Annotated in this window: 15 protein-coding genes; 9 read left to right on the top strand and 6 right to left on the bottom strand. The window is 60.6% G+C overall.

Annotated elements, in window-relative coordinates:
* Positions 1 to 31: 31 nt before the first annotated feature.
* Positions 32 to 1348, bottom strand: coding sequence for an OprD family porin (locus AB4P90_RS02390; protein WP_014716498.1), 1317 nt, complete (start codon positions 1346 to 1348; stop codon positions 32 to 34).
* Positions 1349 to 1755: 407 nt separating this feature from the next.
* Here AB4P90_RS02390 and AB4P90_RS02385 point away from each other — a divergent pair, with 407 nt between their 5' ends.
* Positions 1756 to 3831 carry a TonB-dependent receptor gene (locus AB4P90_RS02385; RefSeq protein WP_395605626.1) on the top strand — a complete coding sequence of 692 codons (2076 nt, stop codon included), beginning with the start codon at positions 1756 to 1758 and terminating at the stop codon, positions 3829 to 3831.
* 317 nt (positions 3832 to 4148) lie between these two features.
* Here the strand turns inward: AB4P90_RS02385 and AB4P90_RS02380 are convergent, their stop codons facing one another.
* The 3 genes from AB4P90_RS02380 to AB4P90_RS02370 all read right to left on the bottom strand — a co-directional run bounded on the left by AB4P90_RS02380 (position 4149) and on the right by AB4P90_RS02370 (position 8736).
* Positions 4149 to 4364, bottom strand: coding sequence for a hypothetical protein (locus AB4P90_RS02380; protein WP_395605625.1), 216 nt, complete (start codon positions 4362 to 4364; stop codon positions 4149 to 4151).
* A 235-nt stretch (positions 4365 to 4599) separates the two neighbouring features.
* Positions 4600 to 5706, bottom strand: a complete 1107-nt coding sequence (aguA, locus tag AB4P90_RS02375; protein WP_060767901.1) for an agmatine deiminase — start codon at positions 5704 to 5706, stop codon at positions 4600 to 4602.
* A 120-nt stretch (positions 5707 to 5826) separates the two neighbouring features.
* Positions 5827 to 8736: an aminotransferase gene (locus AB4P90_RS02370; protein ID WP_395605624.1), complete on the bottom strand. Its 2910-nt coding sequence runs from the start codon at positions 8734 to 8736 to the stop codon at positions 5827 to 5829.
* A 153-nt stretch (positions 8737 to 8889) separates the two neighbouring features.
* Here AB4P90_RS02370 and rfbB point away from each other — a divergent pair, with 153 nt between their 5' ends.
* Genes rfbB through AB4P90_RS02335 form a run of 7 tightly spaced genes read left to right on the top strand, consistent with a single transcriptional unit; the run spans position 8890 to position 15959 of the window.
* Positions 8890 to 9972, top strand: a complete 1083-nt coding sequence (gene rfbB, locus AB4P90_RS02365) for a dTDP-glucose 4,6-dehydratase (protein ID WP_395605623.1) — start codon at positions 8890 to 8892, stop codon at positions 9970 to 9972.
* Positions 9969 to 10844, top strand: coding sequence for a glucose-1-phosphate thymidylyltransferase RfbA (gene rfbA / locus AB4P90_RS02360; RefSeq protein WP_003187717.1), 876 nt, complete (start codon positions 9969 to 9971; stop codon positions 10842 to 10844). The genes rfbB and rfbA overlap by 4 nt, the downstream gene beginning before the upstream one ends.
* Positions 10841 to 11386, top strand: a complete 546-nt coding sequence (rfbC, locus tag AB4P90_RS02355; protein WP_054922633.1) for a dTDP-4-dehydrorhamnose 3,5-epimerase — start codon at positions 10841 to 10843, stop codon at positions 11384 to 11386. The genes rfbA and rfbC overlap by 4 nt, the downstream gene beginning before the upstream one ends.
* A complete protein-coding gene (gene rfbD, locus AB4P90_RS02350; RefSeq protein WP_395605622.1) occupies positions 11383 to 12252 on the top strand; it encodes a dTDP-4-dehydrorhamnose reductase in 870 nt (289 codons plus the stop codon). The genes rfbC and rfbD overlap by 4 nt, the downstream gene beginning before the upstream one ends.
* Before the next feature lie 34 nt (positions 12253 to 12286).
* On the top strand, positions 12287 to 14095 hold the full coding sequence (locus AB4P90_RS02345) for an ATP-binding protein (protein WP_032901796.1): 1809 nt from the start codon (positions 12287 to 12289) through the stop codon (positions 14093 to 14095).
* On the top strand, positions 14092 to 15477 hold the full coding sequence (locus tag AB4P90_RS02340; RefSeq protein WP_020302411.1) for a sigma-54 dependent transcriptional regulator: 1386 nt from the start codon (positions 14092 to 14094) through the stop codon (positions 15475 to 15477). The genes AB4P90_RS02345 and AB4P90_RS02340 overlap by 4 nt, the downstream gene beginning before the upstream one ends.
* Positions 15478 to 15503: 26 nt before the next feature.
* Entirely contained in the window at positions 15504 to 15959 is a 456-nt protein-coding gene (locus AB4P90_RS02335; protein ID WP_014716487.1) for a thioesterase domain-containing protein, read from the top strand.
* Between the two features lie 127 nt (positions 15960 to 16086).
* Here AB4P90_RS02335 and cysQ read toward each other — a convergent pair whose 3' ends face one another.
* Together cysQ and nudE are read right to left on the bottom strand one after the other, a co-directional pair.
* The gene (gene cysQ / locus AB4P90_RS02330) at positions 16087 to 16923 is read right to left on the bottom strand and encodes a 3'(2'),5'-bisphosphate nucleotidase CysQ (RefSeq protein ID WP_288856739.1); all 837 of its coding nucleotides are present in this window, start codon (positions 16921 to 16923) and stop codon (positions 16087 to 16089) included.
* The gene (nudE, locus tag AB4P90_RS02325) at positions 16920 to 17486 is read right to left on the bottom strand and encodes an ADP compounds hydrolase NudE (RefSeq protein WP_014716485.1); all 567 of its coding nucleotides are present in this window, start codon (positions 17484 to 17486) and stop codon (positions 16920 to 16922) included. The genes cysQ and nudE overlap by 4 nt, the downstream gene beginning before the upstream one ends.
* A gap of 87 nt (positions 17487 to 17573) precedes the next feature.
* On the opposite strand from nudE, the gene yrfG reads away from it, so the two are divergent.
* The gene (yrfG, locus tag AB4P90_RS02320) at positions 17574 to 18236 is read left to right on the top strand and encodes a GMP/IMP nucleotidase (protein ID WP_014716484.1); all 663 of its coding nucleotides are present in this window, start codon (positions 17574 to 17576) and stop codon (positions 18234 to 18236) included.
* The last annotated feature ends 13 nt before the right edge of the window (positions 18237 to 18249 follow it).

Genomic DNA, 18249 nt, shown 5'->3' with positions numbered 1-18249 from the left:
TGGCCTGGCATCAGGCACGACATTCGATCAATTAGAAAACGTTGATCGGGTAGTCGGCGAACAGACGGATTTCGTTACCGCCTACGTTGTACTCGCTGGCGTTGTTGGAAACGCGCAACCACGAGGCACGAGCACGCAGGCTCAGGTCTTTGGCTGGGCCGCTCTGTACCACGTACTTGAACTGGTTCCAGATTTCACGCTCGGTACCATCGCCACGGTTGGTACCGTCGTCGATGTTGGTACCGCGCACGTAGGCAATGTTGTAGGTCAGGCCCGGTACGCCGAAGGTGGCGAAGTCGATGCCGTAACCTGCTTGCCAGGAGCGCTCGTCCTTGCCGTTGAAGTCGGACCAGTAGGAGTTGGCCAGCAAGATGGTATTGCCGCCGTCGCCGATACCGCCGGCGTTGCGGTAGCCGCCGTACAGGTAGCCAGTGTCACCGGTGCTGCGCTGGTGAGCGATGGTGAAGCTGTGCGGGCCAACGGCCCACGTGGCGCCCAGGCTCCAGATTTTGTTGTCGCGCGCGTCAGCGTCTTTTTGGTTTTCCAAGGCGAAGCTGCGATCCAGCTTGGTCTTGTAGCCATTGAAGTCAAACGTCAGCGACTGCTGCTGCGGCAAGGCCAGCACGTAGTTGACGTTGACGTATTGCTTCTTCAACACGTCCTGCATGTCGGAGGCGTAAAGGGCAGCCGACAGGCTCTCGGTGAATTTGTAGCTACCACCGATATAGTCGATGCTTTTCAGGCGGCCGCTGTCGGTGCCTTCCATGCTCTTGCGCGCTTCTTTAGTGAAATGACCCGCGTCCAATTGCAGACCGGCGATTTCTTTAGAGACGATCGAAGTACCGGTGTAGGTTTCCGACAACAGGCGAGAGTTGTCGTACTGCAGCACAGGCACAGCCGGGAACTGATCACCGTACTTGAGTACAGTGTTGGAAACGCGGAACTTAACGGCAGCGCCGCCTTTGGCCAGGTCGTGCGGTGCCGAGCCTGGGTTTGGCTTGCCGTTGTCATCAAGAGTGCCGTTGCCCTGCTTGAAGAAGTCGATACCGCCGGCGCCAGCGCGACCTTTACCACCGTCCAGGCGGATAGCGTATTGGCCAATCACATCCACACCCACACCCACGGTGCCTTGGGTGAAGCCGGACTCGAACTTGCCGATGAAGCCTTGGCCCCATTCAGCTTTGTCCTGCTTGCCGTTTTTGTAGTCACGGCTGATGTAGGCGTTACGTGCTGCGATGTTCAGGTGGCTGTCTTCAACGAAACCCTTGGATTGCTCCTGGTCGTTTGCCATTGCTGTCGATGCGCTCAAAATCCCCAGAGCGATCAGACTCATCCGTTGCTTCAACATTTTCTTATATTCCTTATTACGGGTTGAGTACGCGCTGTGACACCAGGCTCCTGTTGCTTTTTCTGGTGTCGACTGTGCCGGCAAAAAGAAGGCCCGCGGACGACTGAACTGCCGCGGGCCTTTTTTTATTGGATTAGTCATGGTGGTTAGCCACAGGCGTTGGGCGCAATCCTATGCGGGCGTTGAACTATGTGTCAATTTCGTGAATCGTCTGTATTTAGGCGATATTCGTCTAAGCGGCGAGCGGAGGCGCAGGGATGAAAGCCTGAAAAGCGCCTTGAATCCCCCTCGAAACACATTAAGTAACAAATCCGACAGAGCGGACGTTAGGGAATAGATAACACGCGCAAATGCAAAGCATTACCATTCGCGCACATTTTCCTGCCACGTCATTTGGATACGCTCCCATGCCTGCCCCTCGCCTGACGCCCCTCTCCCTTGGGCTCTCTGTTCTGCTGTCTGCCGGTTTTGCCGGTGCGGCCACGGTCTTGCCTGAAACCTCGATCAGTGTGGAAGCGGACGAAGACGACCCACGGGTCAAGGAGACCAGCACCGCGACACGTACCGCGACGGCTGTTCGCTATGTGCCACAGGCGATCGACTCAGTCAAAACCGAAAGCCTGCGCTCCTATGGCACCAACGAGCTGGGCCAGGCGTTGAGCGGTATCCCCAACGTCAGCAGCGGCGCCGATACACGCTTCGACAGCCTGCGCATACGTGGTTTCGACGCCAGCAATGACTTCTATCTGGATAGCATTCGCGACGACAGCCAGTACGTGCGCGACCTGCATAACATCGAGCGTATCGAAGTACTCAAGGGGCCGGCTGCGATGCTTTACGGGCGAGGCGGCCAGGGCGGCATCGTCAACCGGGTGAGCAAAATGCCAACCCCAGGGCAAAAATCCAGCATCGAAGCCCAAGGCGGCAGCAACGATTTGCGCAGCCTGTATGCCGACCTGAGCACCGACCCCACCGACAACATCAGCCTGCGCCTGAACATGGGCAACCAGGATAACAACAGCTTTCGCGATGGCGTCAGCGGCAACCGTCAGTTGTTCGCGCCGTCAATGAGCTGGCAGCTCACTCCAGAGCTGAACTGGCTGGTGCAATACGAATACAGCCGTTACAACCGCACCCCAGACCGTGGCATTCCGGGCGTCAACGGGCGCCCGGCGGATGTGAGCCGCAGCACCACTTACTTTGATCACGGCGATTACATCGACGATAAATCCCAGTCCCTGCGTTCCAAACTCGCCTACGAGCTCAACGCCGACTGGCAACTGCGCCACACCCTCGGCGTGTTCAAGCTCGACAGTGATTTCGACAATACCTACCAGACCGGCTATGACCCGAAAACCAACAGCGTCACCCGCCAACACTGGCAGCAGGACCTGACCACCCGCAACGTGTTCAACAACCTGGAACTGGAAGGCGGTTTCGACACCTTTGGCCTGGAACACCGCCTGCTCACCGGTATTGAGCTGGGCAGCCAGCGCCGCGATCCGAAGCTGTACTCCGCTCGGGATGGCAGAACAGTGCCGAGCCTGGACCTCAACCAACCCAATCGCCGCCTGAGCCACACCGGGAGCATGCGACTGTCGAGTAACAACCACACCGAAGTCGAAAGCCGCGCCCTGTATGTGCAGGACCAACTGCGCCTGAACGACCAGTGGCAACTGCTGGGCGGGCTGCGTTACGACCGTTTCGAAGTGGACACCACCAACAAGCTGCTCGACATCCAACAGAACGTGAAAAGCCACAGCACCAGCCCGCGGGTCGGCCTGGTGTGGACGCCCCTGGAACACCACTCGTTCTATGCTTCGTGGAGCAAGACCTTCACACCAGCCGGCGGCGGCCTGATCGGCATCACGCCGAACGCCACCGGCAACGCCAACGACCTGAGCCCGGAGCTGACCAAGCAAAAGGAAATCGGCGTGAAGAGCGACTGGTTCGACGAACGCCTGAGCACCACCCTGGCCGTGTACGAACTGGAACTCTACAACCGCCGCACCAGCGACCCGCTGGACCGCACCATTACGCTGCTCACTGGCGAGCAACGCTCACGCGGCGTGGAGCTGACCGCCACCGGCAAGATCGTCGACAACTGGTATGTGCGCGGCGGCGTGGGCCTGCAGGACGCCAAGGTCGAGAAGGACAACAATGGCTTTGAAGGCAAACGAATCAGCGACGTGGCCAAGCGCAACGCCAGCCTGTTCATCACCTGGAAACCGCAGATGGGCTGGTACGCGGAAACCGGTTTGACCCTGGTGGGTGATCGATATGCCGACAACCTCAACACCGTGGTGTTGCCGGGTTATGGCCGCTGGGACGCGCTGGCCGGGTTCCGTCAGAAAGAGTGGGACGTGAGGGCGGCGCTGAACAATATTGCCGACAAAAACTACTACGCCTCGGCGACCAGTGCGGCGCAGATTCAACCGGGGGAGCCGCGAAGCCTGGTGGTCACCGGTACCTACAGCTTCTGACACGCCTCATGTGAAACAAAGCCAGCCCCCACACTGGTTAGGCATTGCCCACAACATCAGCGCCTGGCGCAGATCCCTGTGGGAGCGGGCTTGCCCGCGAAAGCGGCGTGCCAGTCACCACATCTTCAACTGAACCACCGCCATCGCAGGCAAGCCAGCTCCCACACTGGTTAGGTAGTGCCCACAACATCAGCGCCTGGCGCAGATCCCTGTGGGAGCGGGCTTGCCCGCGAAAGCGGTGTGCCAGTCACTGAATGTTTAACTGAACCACCGCTATCGCAGGCAAGCCAACTCCCACAGTTGGTTTCAGGTGTTCTTTAGTTGCTCATTACCTCGCACAACGCCTGCACTTCATCCTCCGTGAACAACCCCAACGGGTAGCGCTCACTCATCACACTGCGCAAGTCAGACGCTTGTCTGGCCTGTCGCGAGCCGTTCGCCTTCAACCAAAGGGCCAACGCATGGATGGCGTCACCGTCGACCCGCACAGGGTGGAACGTACGCGTGTTCATCAGGTGGACATCGGCATTCATTTCAGCGCTCTCTCCTGCTGCGTGAGCGGCTAACTTACTCAAGGTTTGTGACAGAACTACGCGGTCATCCCCCTTGGGCCACTGTAACCACAGCGATACAAGAGCTATGCCAATGTGCCCTGTTCACCGGCATGCAGGCATGAAAAAGCCCGCGACCGGGCTGGGTCGCGGGCTTGCGGGGAACACTGCAAACGCGCGGTGCTCGTGCGCCATCAAGGCGCTGTTACAACTGCACTCACTTTCGCTGCGGAGCTGGCTGCTGTTGGGTCAGGCAATGGATATTGCCCCCACCCAGTAACAGTTCGCGGCCCGGCACCATCACCACTTCATGCTGTGGGAAAAGGTTCTGCAGGATCTGCTTGGCCTGGTCGTCCATCGGATCATCGAAGCTCGGCGCGATGATGCCGCCGTTGACGATCAGGAAGTTGACATAGGAACCGGCCAACCGCACGGTCGGATTACGCTCCTGGCTGCCCTCAACCAGGTCTACCCCGGCGCATTCCTCCTCAGTGGCATACAGCGGACCCGGGATCGGCATTTTATGCACGATGAACGAGCGGCCCTGGGCATCGGTGCTGCTTTGCAGCACGTCCATGGCTGCGTGGCAGCGTGGGTAGTTCGGGTCTTGCGGGTCATCGGTCCAGGCCAGCAACACTTCGCCCGGGCGCACGTAGCAGCAGAAGTTATCCACATGGCCGTCGGTTTCGTCGTTGAACAGGCCATCCGGCAACCAGATGATCTTATCCACAGCCAGGTTATCGCTGAGCACCGCCTCAATAGCCGCACGATCAAGGTGTGGGTTGCGGTTGCGGTTCAACAGGCATTCTTCGGTGGTGATCAGGGTGCCTTCGCCGTCGACATGAATCGAACCGCCTTCAAGCACGAAGCCTTCAGTGCGGTAACGCGGTGCGCGCTCCATCTCGAGGATCTTGCCTCCCACTTGGGAATCGCGGTTCCACGGGGAATACAGGCCGCCGTCAAAACCACCCCAGGCGTTGAAGTCCCAGTTCACACCCCGTACTTCACCACTGCCGTTGATCACGAAAGTCGGGCCGGTGTCGCGAACCCACGCGTCGTCATTGGACATTTCCACCAGGCGGATATTGGGTACGTCCAGGCGGGCACGGGCGTTTTCGTACTGGCTGGCGGAGACCGCGACGGTCACCGGCTCAAAACGTGCGATAGCCTTGGCCACCGCCACATGGGCCGCCTGCGCAGGCTTACCGCCCAGGCGCCAGTTGTCTGGGCGCTCGGGCCAGATCATCCAGGTCTGGGTCTGGGGCGCCCATTCGGCAGGCATATGAAAGCCATCGGCGCGAGGTGTGCTGTGCAAGGTGGTCATGGCGATCAGGGCTCCGAATGGGGTGAAGGGCAACTTATAATGGATAAAAATCGGCTTTAACAGACTAAAAACATGATAGGTGCTCGGGTCTGCAAAAAATAGCCGATAACAATCGATAAATCACAGTTGTTCATCCAGCACTTTGGACAGCATGTCCACAAAGAAGTCCACGCTGCGCCTGGACGTCACCATCGGCGGCTTGATTTTGAGGATATTCAGATAATCACCGGTAGGTTGCATGAAAATCCCCAGCTCCCGCAGGCGATCACACAACAAGGCGGTTTCTGCCGTCGCAGGTTCCAGGGTGTGGCGATCACGCACCAGTTCAAGGCCCAGATAGAAGCCCGAACCGTGCACGGCACCGACGAGTGGATGGCGATCAATCAATTCCTCCAGTCGTGCCTTGAAATGCCCGCCTACCACTTGGGCGTTTTCCCACAGCTTTTCCTCTTCCATCACGTCCAGCACTGCCATGCCGATCCGGCAACTGACCGGGCTGCCTCCCGATGACGAGAAGAAGTAACCCTCGGCCTCCAGCGCCTCGGCAATCTCTCGGCGGGTAATCACTGCGCCCAACGGCTGGCCGTTGCCCATGCCCTTGGCCATGGTAATGATGTCAGGCACCACACCCTGCTGTTCAAACCCCCAGAAGAAATGCCCCATGCGGCCGTAACCCACCTGCACTTCATCGGCGATGCACACGCCCCCCTGGGCACGCACCAAGCCATACACCTGTTGCAGGTAACCCGCTGGCAGGGAGATGCCACCGGCGTTGCCGTACACCGGTTCACAGATAAACCCGGCCAATTGACGCTGACTCGCGGCGATTTTCGCCAGGTTATGCTCAACACTTCGTACATAGTCCGGCGCGCTGTCCGGCCCGCGGAATTCACCGCGGTAAGTATTGGGCGCGGTCACCGGGTGTACCCAATCCGGGCGGCTGCTCAAGGCCTGGGGGTTATCGGCAATCGAGGTGGACACGGCATCCGCCGCCACCGACCAGCCGTGGTAGGCCTCCAGCACGCTGAGCATGTCGCGCCCGCCGCTGTAGGCCCAGGCCAAACGAATCGCCAGGTCATTGGCCTCCGTGCCGCTGTTGACCAGGAACACCCGGTCCATGCCCTGTGGCGCCAACGCCAGCAGGCGCTCGGAGAACTCGGCAATTGCCGCATAGTGAAAGCGCGAGTTGGTGTTGAGCAACGACCATTGCCGAGCCGCCACCTCAGCCATGCGCGGGTGGCCATGGCCCAGCACGGCCACGTTGTTGAGCATGTCGAGGTAGGATCGGCCCTGCATATCGATCAGGTGGTTACGCCAGCCGCGCTCGATACGCGGTGGGTCGGCGTAGTAGTGCTTCTGGGAGCGGGCAAAGCTGGCATCCCGCCGGGCCAGCAGGGCCTGCGGGTCCAGTTCCGGCTCAGCATCACAGGCCAGGCCCAACAGCGCCGAGGGTGACGGGCACAACGCCTGCCACGCCAACGCCCGGGAAGGTGTGCAGAACAGCGGCGGCTCAAGGTCGGCGCGGCATAACTGCACAGTCAACGGCGCCTGCACCTCGCCCAGCACCTGCCCTTTGACCAGCGTTGCGCCGGGCTTGAGTGACGTGCGCACGCCCCACAGGCGCAGGCTCAGCTCACTGTCGTGCAAGCACAGCAAGCCGTCGGCACCTTCGCGCAGCGTTCCCGCAAAGGGTGCTTCCAGAACCGTGCCGTGAGGCAGGTGCAGTTCGACATGCAGGGGTAATGTCTCGGGCTCTAGCGCACTGTCGGGGCGGGTGCGCGACAAGCGGTATTGCCCATAACGACTGGCCGCCAGCCCATGCACCGTCGCCGCTTGATCCAGCAAGCGCCGATCGATGCCGGGAGTTTCCCAATTGCCAGCCTCGAAATGCGGGCTGAGTACGCCCAGGTCGATCAGCGCGAACTCGCGCCCCACCAAGCCTGGCAATAAAGGCGCGAAGTCTTGGTTGGCGACGGGCGGTAATGTTTCACCGACGCTGCGCAGAATCGCCGCTTGCATGAGTTCAAAGGGCACCGACGTGGCGATATGGAAGATTTCCCACTCGTGTTCGGCGTTTTTCTTTAGATAAACGTTATCCGGGTCCAGGCCTTGCTGCTGCTCACTGCTGAGCACCAACACTGCCGCGCGGGCGACGATCAACGGCCACAACACCTCCAACTCTTCGCGCTGCAACGGCGTGACCGCGTGGCAGGCCTGGATCGCCGGCAAGAGGGCAAACGGATCACCGTCGGCATGGTGCAACAGCGCCGCGCAGGTCACCGACAGGTCGGCAACTCGCCAGGTACGCACCAGATCGCCAAAATCGATCACGCCTTGTATACGCCAGTGCCGCTGGACATCACGCTGCCACACCACATTGTCATCGGTGATATCCATGTGCACCGCTTGCCACGGCAGGTGTGCCGCCAACGGCTGGACATGCGCCTCGACCTGCCTGGCCACCTGCTCCAAAGCAGCACGCTGCGGCAGGTCGGGCAAGGTTGCCAGCAGGTGGGCGATCAATGCCTGCGCGTGGCGCGGGTCCCATTGCAGGGTGCGCGCAAGGCCAGGGTGCTCGAAATCTGCCAGCGCGAGGCTCATCTGCCCGCACAGCTCACCAAAGCCTTCGATCACGGTGCGGCTCAGGTGGGGTAAATGCGTCAGGGGCTGGCCGTCGATGTAGCCCAATAGCCGCAGGTGCAGGGTTTGGCCATCGACGTTGACCGTCAGTAGATCCTCGCCCTCCACGGTCGGGATGACCTTGGGCACGCGCAGGCCGGGATGCGTGCCCAGGCTGTTGAGGGCCGCATGCTGGGCCTGGAGTTCAACCGCGGCGTAGTCACCTCGGCAGATCTTCAGAACAAAGCGGCCCCGAGTGCTGTCAACTCTATAGTTGAGATCTTGTTGACTGCCCAATGAGCGTAATTTGCCCGTCATTCCATAATGTCGCTCGAGCAGGTGTGCTGCCTGCTCGGGGGTTACTTGTGGGCAAGGCAAGCTGGCACGGTGGGTCAACGTGGCTAACGACATTGTGACGACCTTTGTTTTTTCAGGCGTCTATATCGCCATTGTTCAGGGGCACAAGGCAACCCCCTAGTAATACAGCGCTTGCACCACCCGGCTCGCACCACTCAAGCTATGCTTCATCCGCATAATGTCTATCTAAGGAAAGGGCCCTCCGATATGCGCATTCTCGTTACTGGCGGCGCTGGCTTTATCGGCTCAGCCCTGATCCGCCACCTGATCCAGCACACCGAGCACGAGGTGCTCAACCTGGACAAGCTGACTTACGCCGGCAACCTCGAGTCGCTGACCAGCATCGCGTCCAACAGCCGCTATGAGTTTGTTCAGGCCGATATCATCGACCAGGCCACCGTCAGCGCCGTGCTCGCACGCTTCGAACCCGATGCGATCATGCACTTGGCGGCCGAGTCCCATGTCGACCGCTCCATTGACGGCCCGTCGGATTTTATCCAGACCAATATCGTGGGCACCTACAGCCTGCTGGAAGCCACGCGCGCCTATTGGCAGAAGCTGGCAGAGCCGGCAAAAAGCGCATTCCGTTTTCACCACATATCCACTGATGAGGTGTATGGCGACCTGCACGGCGTGGACGACCTCTTCACCGAGACCACGCCTTACGCACCGAGCTCGCCGTATTCCGCGAGCAAGGCAGCGTCCGACCACCTGGTACGCGCCTGGCAGCGCACCTATGGCCTGCCGGTGCTGTTGACCAACTGCTCGAACAATTACGGGCCGTTCCATTTCCCGGAAAAATTGATCCCGTTGGTGATTCTCAACGCCCTGGCGGGCAAGCCACTGCCGGTGTATGGCGATGGTCTGCAGGTGCGTGACTGGCTGTTCGTCGAGGATCACGCCCGTGCGCTGCTCACAGTGGTCACCACTGGGGTTGTGGGCGAAACCTACAACATCGGCGGCCATAACGAACAGAAGAACATCGACGTGGTATGTGGCATCTGCGCCCTGCTGGAAGAACTGGCGCCGCAACGCCCAGCCGGTGTGGAGAAATTCACTGACCTGATCACCTTCGTCAAGGATCGCCCAGGCCACGACCAACGCTATGCTATTGACGCCAGCAAAATCGAACGCGAACTGGGCTGGGTCCCGGAAGAAACCTTCGAGACCGGCCTGCGCAAAACCGTGCAGTGGTACCTCGATAATCTGGAATGGTGCCGCAGGGTCCAGGACGGCAGTTATCAAGGTGAACGACTGGGCAATACTGACGTGAAGGATTTGATCGCATGATGAAGGGAATTGTATTGGCCGGCGGTTCCGGCACCCGTTTGCATCCCATTACCCTGGGCGTGTCCAAACAGTTGTTGCCGGTATATGACAAGCCGATGATCTACTACCCGATATCCGTGCTGATGCTCGCAGGCATCAAGGACATTCTGGTGATTTCCACTCCGGTAGACCTACCGCAGTACCGAAACCTGCTGGGAGATGGCAGCCAGTTTGGCGTGCGTTTCACGTATGCCGAACAGCCTTCCCCGGACGGGCTGGCTCAAGCATTTATCATTGGCGAAGAGTTCATCGGTGATGACGCGGTGTGCCTGATTCTGGGGGACAACATCTTCCACGGCCAGCATTTTGGCGATCAGTTACGCACCGCAGCCGAGCGCTCCTCGGGCGCTACTGTTTTCGGCTATTGGGTGAAAGACCCGGAGCGCTTCGGTGTGATTGATTTCGATAAAGAGGGCCGCGCCCTTTCCATCGAAGAAAAACCGGCAAAGCCCAAGTCACCGTATGCCGTGACCGGCCTGTACTTCTACGACAACGACGTGATCAAGATCGCCAAGGCGGTCAAGCCTTCGCCACGCGGCGAGCTGGAGATCACCGACGTCAACAATGCCTACCTTCAGCGTGGCGATCTTCACGTTGAACGCTTCGGCCGTGGGTTCGCCTGGCTCGACACCGGCACCCATGACAGCCTGCTGGAAGCCTCGACCTACGTTCAGACCATCGAGCACCGCCAGGGCTTGAAAGTGGCCTGCCTGGAAGAGATCGCCTATGAAAATGGCTGGATCGATCGTGATTATCTGCTGGAGCGCGCCAAGTACTTTGGCAAGACCGGCTACGGCCAATACCTCTACTCGCTTGCCGGAGAGACCCAGTGAATGTAGTTGAAACCACACTACCCGGCGTACTGATCCTCGAGCCAAAGGTATTCGGCGACGAACGCGGTTTCTTCTACGAAAGTTTCAATGCGCGCGCCTTTGAAACGGCCACCGGGCTCAAGCGTAATTTCGTGCAGGATAATCACTCACGCTCGCAAAAAGGCGTGCTGCGAGGTTTGCACTATCAGCTTGAACACACTCAAGGCAAGCTGGTGCGTGTCACCTACGGTGAAGTGTTGGATGTGGCGGTCGACATCCGTCGCAGCTCACCCAACTTTGGCCAGTGGGTGGGTGTCCGTTTGTCGGCACAGAACCATCGCCAACTCTGGGTGCCGGAAGGCTTCGCCCATGGTTTCGTGGTGTTGAGTGAGTACGCAGAGTTCCTGTACAAAACCACCGACTACTACCAGCCAAGCGCCGAGCGCAGCATTCTCTGGAATGACCCGACGCTGGCCATCGACTGGGAGCTGGCCGAACCGCCGCAACTCTCCGCCAAGGATCAGGTCGGCAAACTGCTGATGGAAGCTGACCTGTTCCCATGAAAATCCTCATCACCGGCCAACACGGCCAAGTCTCCCAGGAGCTGCAACAGCGGCTCCAGGGCTTGGGCGAACTCATCGTCCTGGGCCGCGACCAGCTTGATCTGGCAAACGCAGACCTTATCCGCCAACAAGTGCGCGCCCATCGCCCCGGCCTGATCATCAACGCGGCGGCCCACACCGCCGTCGATCTGGCCGAGAGCGAGCCGGACGCTGCGTTCGCCATCAATGCCATCGCCCCCCGCATCCTCGCCGAAGAAGCCAAGGCCCTGGGCATCCCGCTGATTCACTACTCGACCGACTACGTGTTCGACGGCACCAAACCTGCCCCGTACACCGAAAGCGACACGCCGAACCCATTGGGTGTCTACGGCCAGAGCAAGCTGGCGGGTGAGCAGGCGATTGCGGCTGTTGGCGGCCAGTACCTGATCTTGCGTACCAGCTGGGTCTATTCGGGCCATGGCAAGAATTTCCTGCTGACCATGCAACGCCTGCTGCAGGAAAAAGCGCAGATGCGCATCGTTGCCGACCAGATCGGTGCGCCGACCTGGGCCGGGACTATCGCCAACAGCACCCGCGTGCTGATCGAGCAGTGGCAGGCCGGTAAGGCAGGGGATTGGGGTGTTTACCACCTCACTGCCCAGGGTGAAACCTCGTGGTTCGGTTTTGCCGCGGCGATTGGCGAGCAACTGCGCGCCGAAGGCAAGGCCTGCGCCGAGCTGGAACCGATTCCTTCCAGCGCCTACCCGACCCCCGCCAAGCGCCCGCTGAACTCGCGCCTGGACTGCACGCGCCTGCAACAGCAATGGCACGTCAGCCAGCCACAATGGCAAGACGCATTGCACGAGTGTCTTGCACAGCAGCACTAGGCATAATGCGCCTGTACTCACAGGCGCGACTTCCATGACCCCACCCCTTGCGCGAAGACCCCGCTGGCGCAGCCTAGCCCTGCTGGCTCTGTGCCTGGCACCGCTGTTGTGGCCGCTGGAGCATTTGGCCGAGCGCTATTACCGCAGCGAACTGGCCGGGCAAAATCGCCAGACCCTCGACCTCTACGTCGCCAACTTGCTGGGCACCCTGCACCGCTACGAAATACTGCCGCAGATCCTCGGTGACTTACCGGCCCTGCGTACTGCATTGGACGCTCCCCATGTCAGCACCCACCTGGTCAGCGCCAACCAGTTGCTCAAGGATGTCGCCGCCCAGGCCGGGGTAGAGGTGATGTATCTGATGGACACCACCGGCAAGACCCTCGCCGCGTCCAACTGGGACAAACAAGACAGCTTTGTCGGGCGCAACTTTTCCTTCCGTCCGTATTTCAGCGAAGCCATGGCCGGGCGCCTCGGCCGGTTCTTCGGCCTGGGCACCACCTCGGCCAAGCGCGGCTACTTCTTCGCCGCCGCGGTGCGTGACGGCGATACCATCATCGGCGTGCTGGTGGTGAAGGTCGACCTGGACCACACCGAAAGCCTGTGGGGCAATACCCCGGAACAATTGCTGGTCACCGACCACAACGGCGTGGTGATCCTCACTTCGCGCCCGCAATGGCGATTCCGCGCCACGCGGCCACTGACCGCCGAAGAACGCCAGGCCATCATTGCTATCCAGCCCTACCCCACCCGCGACCCGCAGCCGTTGAGCCTCAGCAGCAGCGCTTGGCTGCGCCAGTCCACGGCTATCGCCGAGACCGGCTGGAACGTGGAAATCCTCGCGCCGCGCTCGCTGATCAACCGTCCGGTGCGCACGGTCGTCGCCGTGGGCGGTGCCACGTTGTTGGTGCTGATGCTGTTGCTGGGGTTGCTGATGCAGCGCCGCCGGCACTATCTGGAACGCATCGCCTTCGAAGCCAAGGCCCGCCGCGAGTTGGAAATGCGCGTGGCCGAGCGTACCAGCGACCTGGAGGGCCTTAACCGGCGCCTTAAACAGGAAGTGCTGGAGCGCGAGCATGCCCAGCAAGAACTGGTGCGCGCCCAGGACGATCTGGTCCAGGCCGGTAAGCTCTCGGCGCTGGGCACCATGTCGGCGAGTATCAGCCATGAATTGAATCAGCCACTGGCGGCGATTCGCAGCTATGCCGAAAACGCCGAAATCCTGCTCGACCATGAGCGCACCAACGATGCCCGTGGCAACCTCAAGCTGATCAGCGAATTGACCGGGCGCATGGCTTCGATTATCGCCCACCTACGCGCCTTCGCCCGTCGCGACCGGCATGCGCCGGAGAGCGTGGCTTTGCAACCGGCGCTGGACGACGCCCTGGCATTGCTGGCCAAGCGTCGGCGTTCGATGGAGGTGGAGTTGATCCGCGACCTGCCAGAGGCAACCCTGTGGGTGCAGGCTGGTGAAACCCGCCTGCGCCAGGTGCTGGGTAACCTGCTGGCCAATGCCTTGGACGCCCTCACCGAAAAAGGCCCGCCACGCAAACTCTGGCTGAGTGCCGAAACCACGCCCCATGGCGTCAACTTGTATATTCGCGACAACGGCCCAGGCTTTTGCATGGAAGCCCTGGGCCGCGCCAGCGAGCCGTTCTACACCACCAAGACGCGCACTCAGGGCCTGGGCCTGGGCCTGGCGATCTGCGACACGCTGATGCGCGCCTTTGGCGGCGAACTGTTGTTCGCCAACCACAAGGAAGGCGGCGCGCTGTTAACCTTGAAATTACGTGCCGGCTCGCCGGGCGTCAGTCTGCAACCGTCCGAGGACCGCAGTGTATGAGTATCGACAACTCGATTCAGGTGGTATTGATCGACGACGATCCACACCTGCGTCAGGCCCTGTGCCAGACCTTAGACTTGGCCGGCCTGAACGTCCTGCCCCTGGGAGAAGCCAACGGGCTCACCGCACGTCTGTCCCGAGACTGGCCGGGCGTGGTGGTCAGCGACATCCGCATGCCCGGCATGGACGGCCTGGAATTGTTGGCCGAACTGCACGGCCAGGACCCCGACCTGCCGGTGCTGCTGATCACCGGCCACGGCGACGTACCGCTGGCGGTGCAAGCCATGCGTGCCGGCGCCTATGACTTCCTGGAAAAACCCTTCGCCAGCGACGCGCTGCTCGACAGCGTGCGCCGCGCCCTGGCCCTGCGCCGGCTGGTACTGGACAACCGCAGCCTGCGCCTGGCTCTCAGCGACCGCCAGCAACTCAGTACGCGCCTGGTAGGGCACTCGCCACAGATGTTGCGCCTGCGCGAGCAAATCGGTGCACTGGCCGCGACCAAGGCCGATGTGCTGATCCTCGGCGAAACCGGCGCTGGCAAGGAGGTCGTCGCCCGCGCCCTGCACGACCTCTCAAGCCGACGCAGCGGCCCGTTTGTGGCGATTAACGCCGGAGCACTGGCGGAATCGGTCGTGGAAAGCGAACTATTCGGCCATGAACCGGGCGCGTTTACCGGCGCGCAAAAGCGCCGTATCGGCAAGTTCGAGTTCGCTAATGGCGGCACGCTGTTCCTCGATGAAATCGAAAGCATGAGCCTGGATGTACAGGTCAAGTTGCTGCGCCTTTTACAGGAGCGCGTCGTGGAGCGCCTGGGTGGCAATCAGCTGATCCCGCTGGATATCCGCATTATCGCCGCCACCAAGGAAGACCTGCGCCAGGCCGCCGATCAGGGCCGTTTCCGTGCCGACTTGTATTACCGCCTCAATGTGGCGCCGCTGCGCATCCCCCCGCTACGGGAACGGGGTGAAGATGCGCTGATGCTGTTCCAGCACTTCGCCGACGAGGCCAGCAGCCGCCACGGCCTGCCCTTACACGAACTGCAACCGGGCCAGCGCGCGCTGTTGCTGCGCCACAGCTGGCCGGGCAATGTGCGGGAACTGCAAAACGCCGCGGAGCGTTTCGCCCTCGGCCTGGAGTTGGCCCTGGATAACGCCCAGGACCATCCCGCCGCCGGCGTGCTGACCTCCACGCCCGGAGGCCTGAGCGAGCAAGTCGAACAGTTCGAAAAAAGCCTGATCGCCGCCGAACTGACCCGCCCCCACAGCTCCGTGCGCAGCCTCGCCGAAGCCCTGGGCGTGCCGCGCAAAACCTTGCACGACAAACTGCGCAAACACGGCCTGAACTTCGCCGACAGTGCCAGCCAGAGCGCCGATGACGAATGACATCGTCCACCTACGAAGAGGCCGCCATGAGCCGCGATAGCCGTTACCTGGAATCCATCCTTCACCATGACATCCCACTCACCCGGGAAATGGGCCTCAGGGTGCTCGACTGGCAACAGGACCAGCTGCAACTGCACCTGCCCTTGCAAGCCAATATCAACCACAAGAGCACCATGTTTGGCGGCAGCCTCTACTGCGGCGCCGTGCTGGCGGGTTGGGGTTGGCTGCACCTGAAGCTGCGTGAAGCCGGGATTGAAGACGGGCACATCGTGATTCAGGAAGGGCAGATCAGCTACCCGCTGCCGGTGACCCAGGACGCGACAGCCATTTGCGCGGCGCCGGATGAAAAGATTTGGAAGCGCTTTATGGCGACCTATCAGCGCTATGGGCGGGCGCGGTTGGCGCTGCAGACGTGGATTGTGAATGAAGGCAGTGCAGCGCGTGCCGTAGTCTTTACCGGCCAGTACGTCCTGCACCGCTAGCAGCCATTACATAAAACAAATGTGGGAGCTGGCTTGCCTGCGATAGCGGTGGATCAGTCAATACCTGTACGACTGACACTCCGCCATCGCGGGCAAGCCCGCTCCCACATTTTGCTCTGCAGTGATCTTAAGATCTGGCCAGGGTCAGCAGCCGATCACGCCAGGCGGCCTTGGCTGGCAATGCCAGAAAGAACGGGTTCAGCAACGACTCCCGCGCCGGGTAGCTGAACGGCTTGCCATCCAACTCCAGCACTTCGCCCCCCGCCCCTTCCAATACACCCTGGGCCGCTGCGGTATCCCACTGCGAGGTCGGCGCCAGGCGCGGATAACAATCGGCACTGCCCTCGGCTAATAAGCAAAACTTCAACGAGCTGCCGATATTCGCCAGTTTCAACTCGCCCAAGCCCTTGCTCAAACCATCTAACAGACGCTCCTGCTCAGGGCTGGTATGACGACGGCTGGCCACCACGGTAAAGGCTTCGCCCGCAGCCCTGGCCTGGCGCACTTGAATCTGTTTGGGCGCGGCATTGACGTCCGAACGCCAAGCCCCCAGGCCCGCGCCGCCGAAGTAGCAACGGCCAGTGGTCGGTATCGACACCACGCCGAACACCACGCGGCCCTGTTCGATCAATGCAATATTGACGGTGAACTCTTCACTGCCAGAAATGAATTCCTTGGTTCCATCCAGGGGGTCCACCAACCACCAGCGCTGCCAGCCGGCACGCACACTCTGATCGATATCGGCGTCCTCTTCAGACAACACTGGGATGCTTGGGTCCAGCGCGGTGAGGCCTGCGAGAATCAGATGGTGGGCAGCCAGGTCAGCAGCCGTCACGGGAGAATCATCCGCCTTGGACGTCACGGCTACCTCGGCACGCCAGTACGGCAGGATGGCTTCACCCGCCTGCCGAGCCAGTTCAATGACCGGTGCGATAAACGGGTGGCCTAAAAACAGTTCGCTCATGCGGTGAACGCTCCACGCTGGGTCAACAGGTCTCTCACCAGATACAGCGCCGCCAGGGCGCGACCTTCGCTGAATTGCTCGTTTTGCGCCAGCGCCGACAGCTCACGCAGGTTGACCCGGTCTACCCGCATTGGTTCGGGCTCATCACCTTCAAGACGCTCTTCGTAGAGATCGGTAGCCAACACCACCTGGATCTTCTGGCTCATATAGCCGGGCGACAATGACAGCTCGGTGATGTGCTCCAACTGCCGTGCACCGTAGCCGGCCTCTTCCTTGAGTTCGCGGTCTGCCGCTGCAAGCACGTCTTCGCCGGGCTCGATCAGGCCTTTGGGCAACGACAATTCATATTCGTCAGTGCCGCCGCAGTATTCTTCCACCAGCACTGCATGATCTTCATCGATCATCGCCACAATCATCACGGCGCCATAGCCCGTGCCACGCCCGACAAGACGCTCGTAGGTGCGCTCAACGCCATTGGAAAAGCGCAATTGCACTTCCTCCACGCGGAACAAACGGCTACTGGCGACTATTTCGCGGGCGAGGACAGTGGGTTTCTGGCGCATAAACGGCTCCTTGGCGTGATCGGGTTACTATACCGTGGCTTTTCCGATTGTCTGTGTCGGATATTTTTACTTACCTGAGACCCCACCATACCCTCTCTGCCCTGGCACGCCATCGACACCGTCCTGCTGGACATGGACGGCACCCTGCTCGACCTGCATTACGATAACCACTTCTGGATGGAGCACCTGCCCCAGCGCTACGCCGAACTGCACGGTGTGAGCCAGGCCATGGCGGAGATGGAGCTGCAACCGCTGTTTGAGCGTAACGCCGGACAGTTGCAATGGTATTGCCTGGATTTCTGGAGCGCCGAGCTCAAGATCCCGGTGCGCGAACTCAAGCTGGAAACCGCCCACCTGATCGCCCTGCGTCCGGATGCCGATACGTTCCTGGCGGCGATCAAACAGGCCGGCAAGCGCGTGATCATGATCACCAACGCTCATCGTGATTCGCTGTCATTGAAGTTGGAACGCATTGAACTGGCGCCGTATTTCGAGCGTTTGATCAGCTCTCACGACTACGGTTTTCCCAAGGAAAACCCGCAATTCTGGCAAGCCTTGCAAGCGGATATCCACTTTGACCCGGCCCGTAGTCTGTTTATAGATGACACTTTGCCGATCTTGCGCAGCGCCCGGGATTTCGGGGTCGGTCATTTGCTGGCAGTGAAAGAGCCTGATAGCAAGAAAGGACCAAAGGACACCGCAGAATTTTTAGCAGTGGGGGATTATCGAGATCTCATTGCCGGACTTTGATCAAGTGTGGGAG

The organism is Pseudomonas sp. B16120, from assembly GCF_044218845.1.
Taxonomy (GTDB): domain Bacteria; phylum Pseudomonadota; class Gammaproteobacteria; order Pseudomonadales; family Pseudomonadaceae; genus Aquipseudomonas; species Aquipseudomonas paracarnis.
This window is presented reverse-complemented; position numbering and strand designations above follow the sequence as displayed.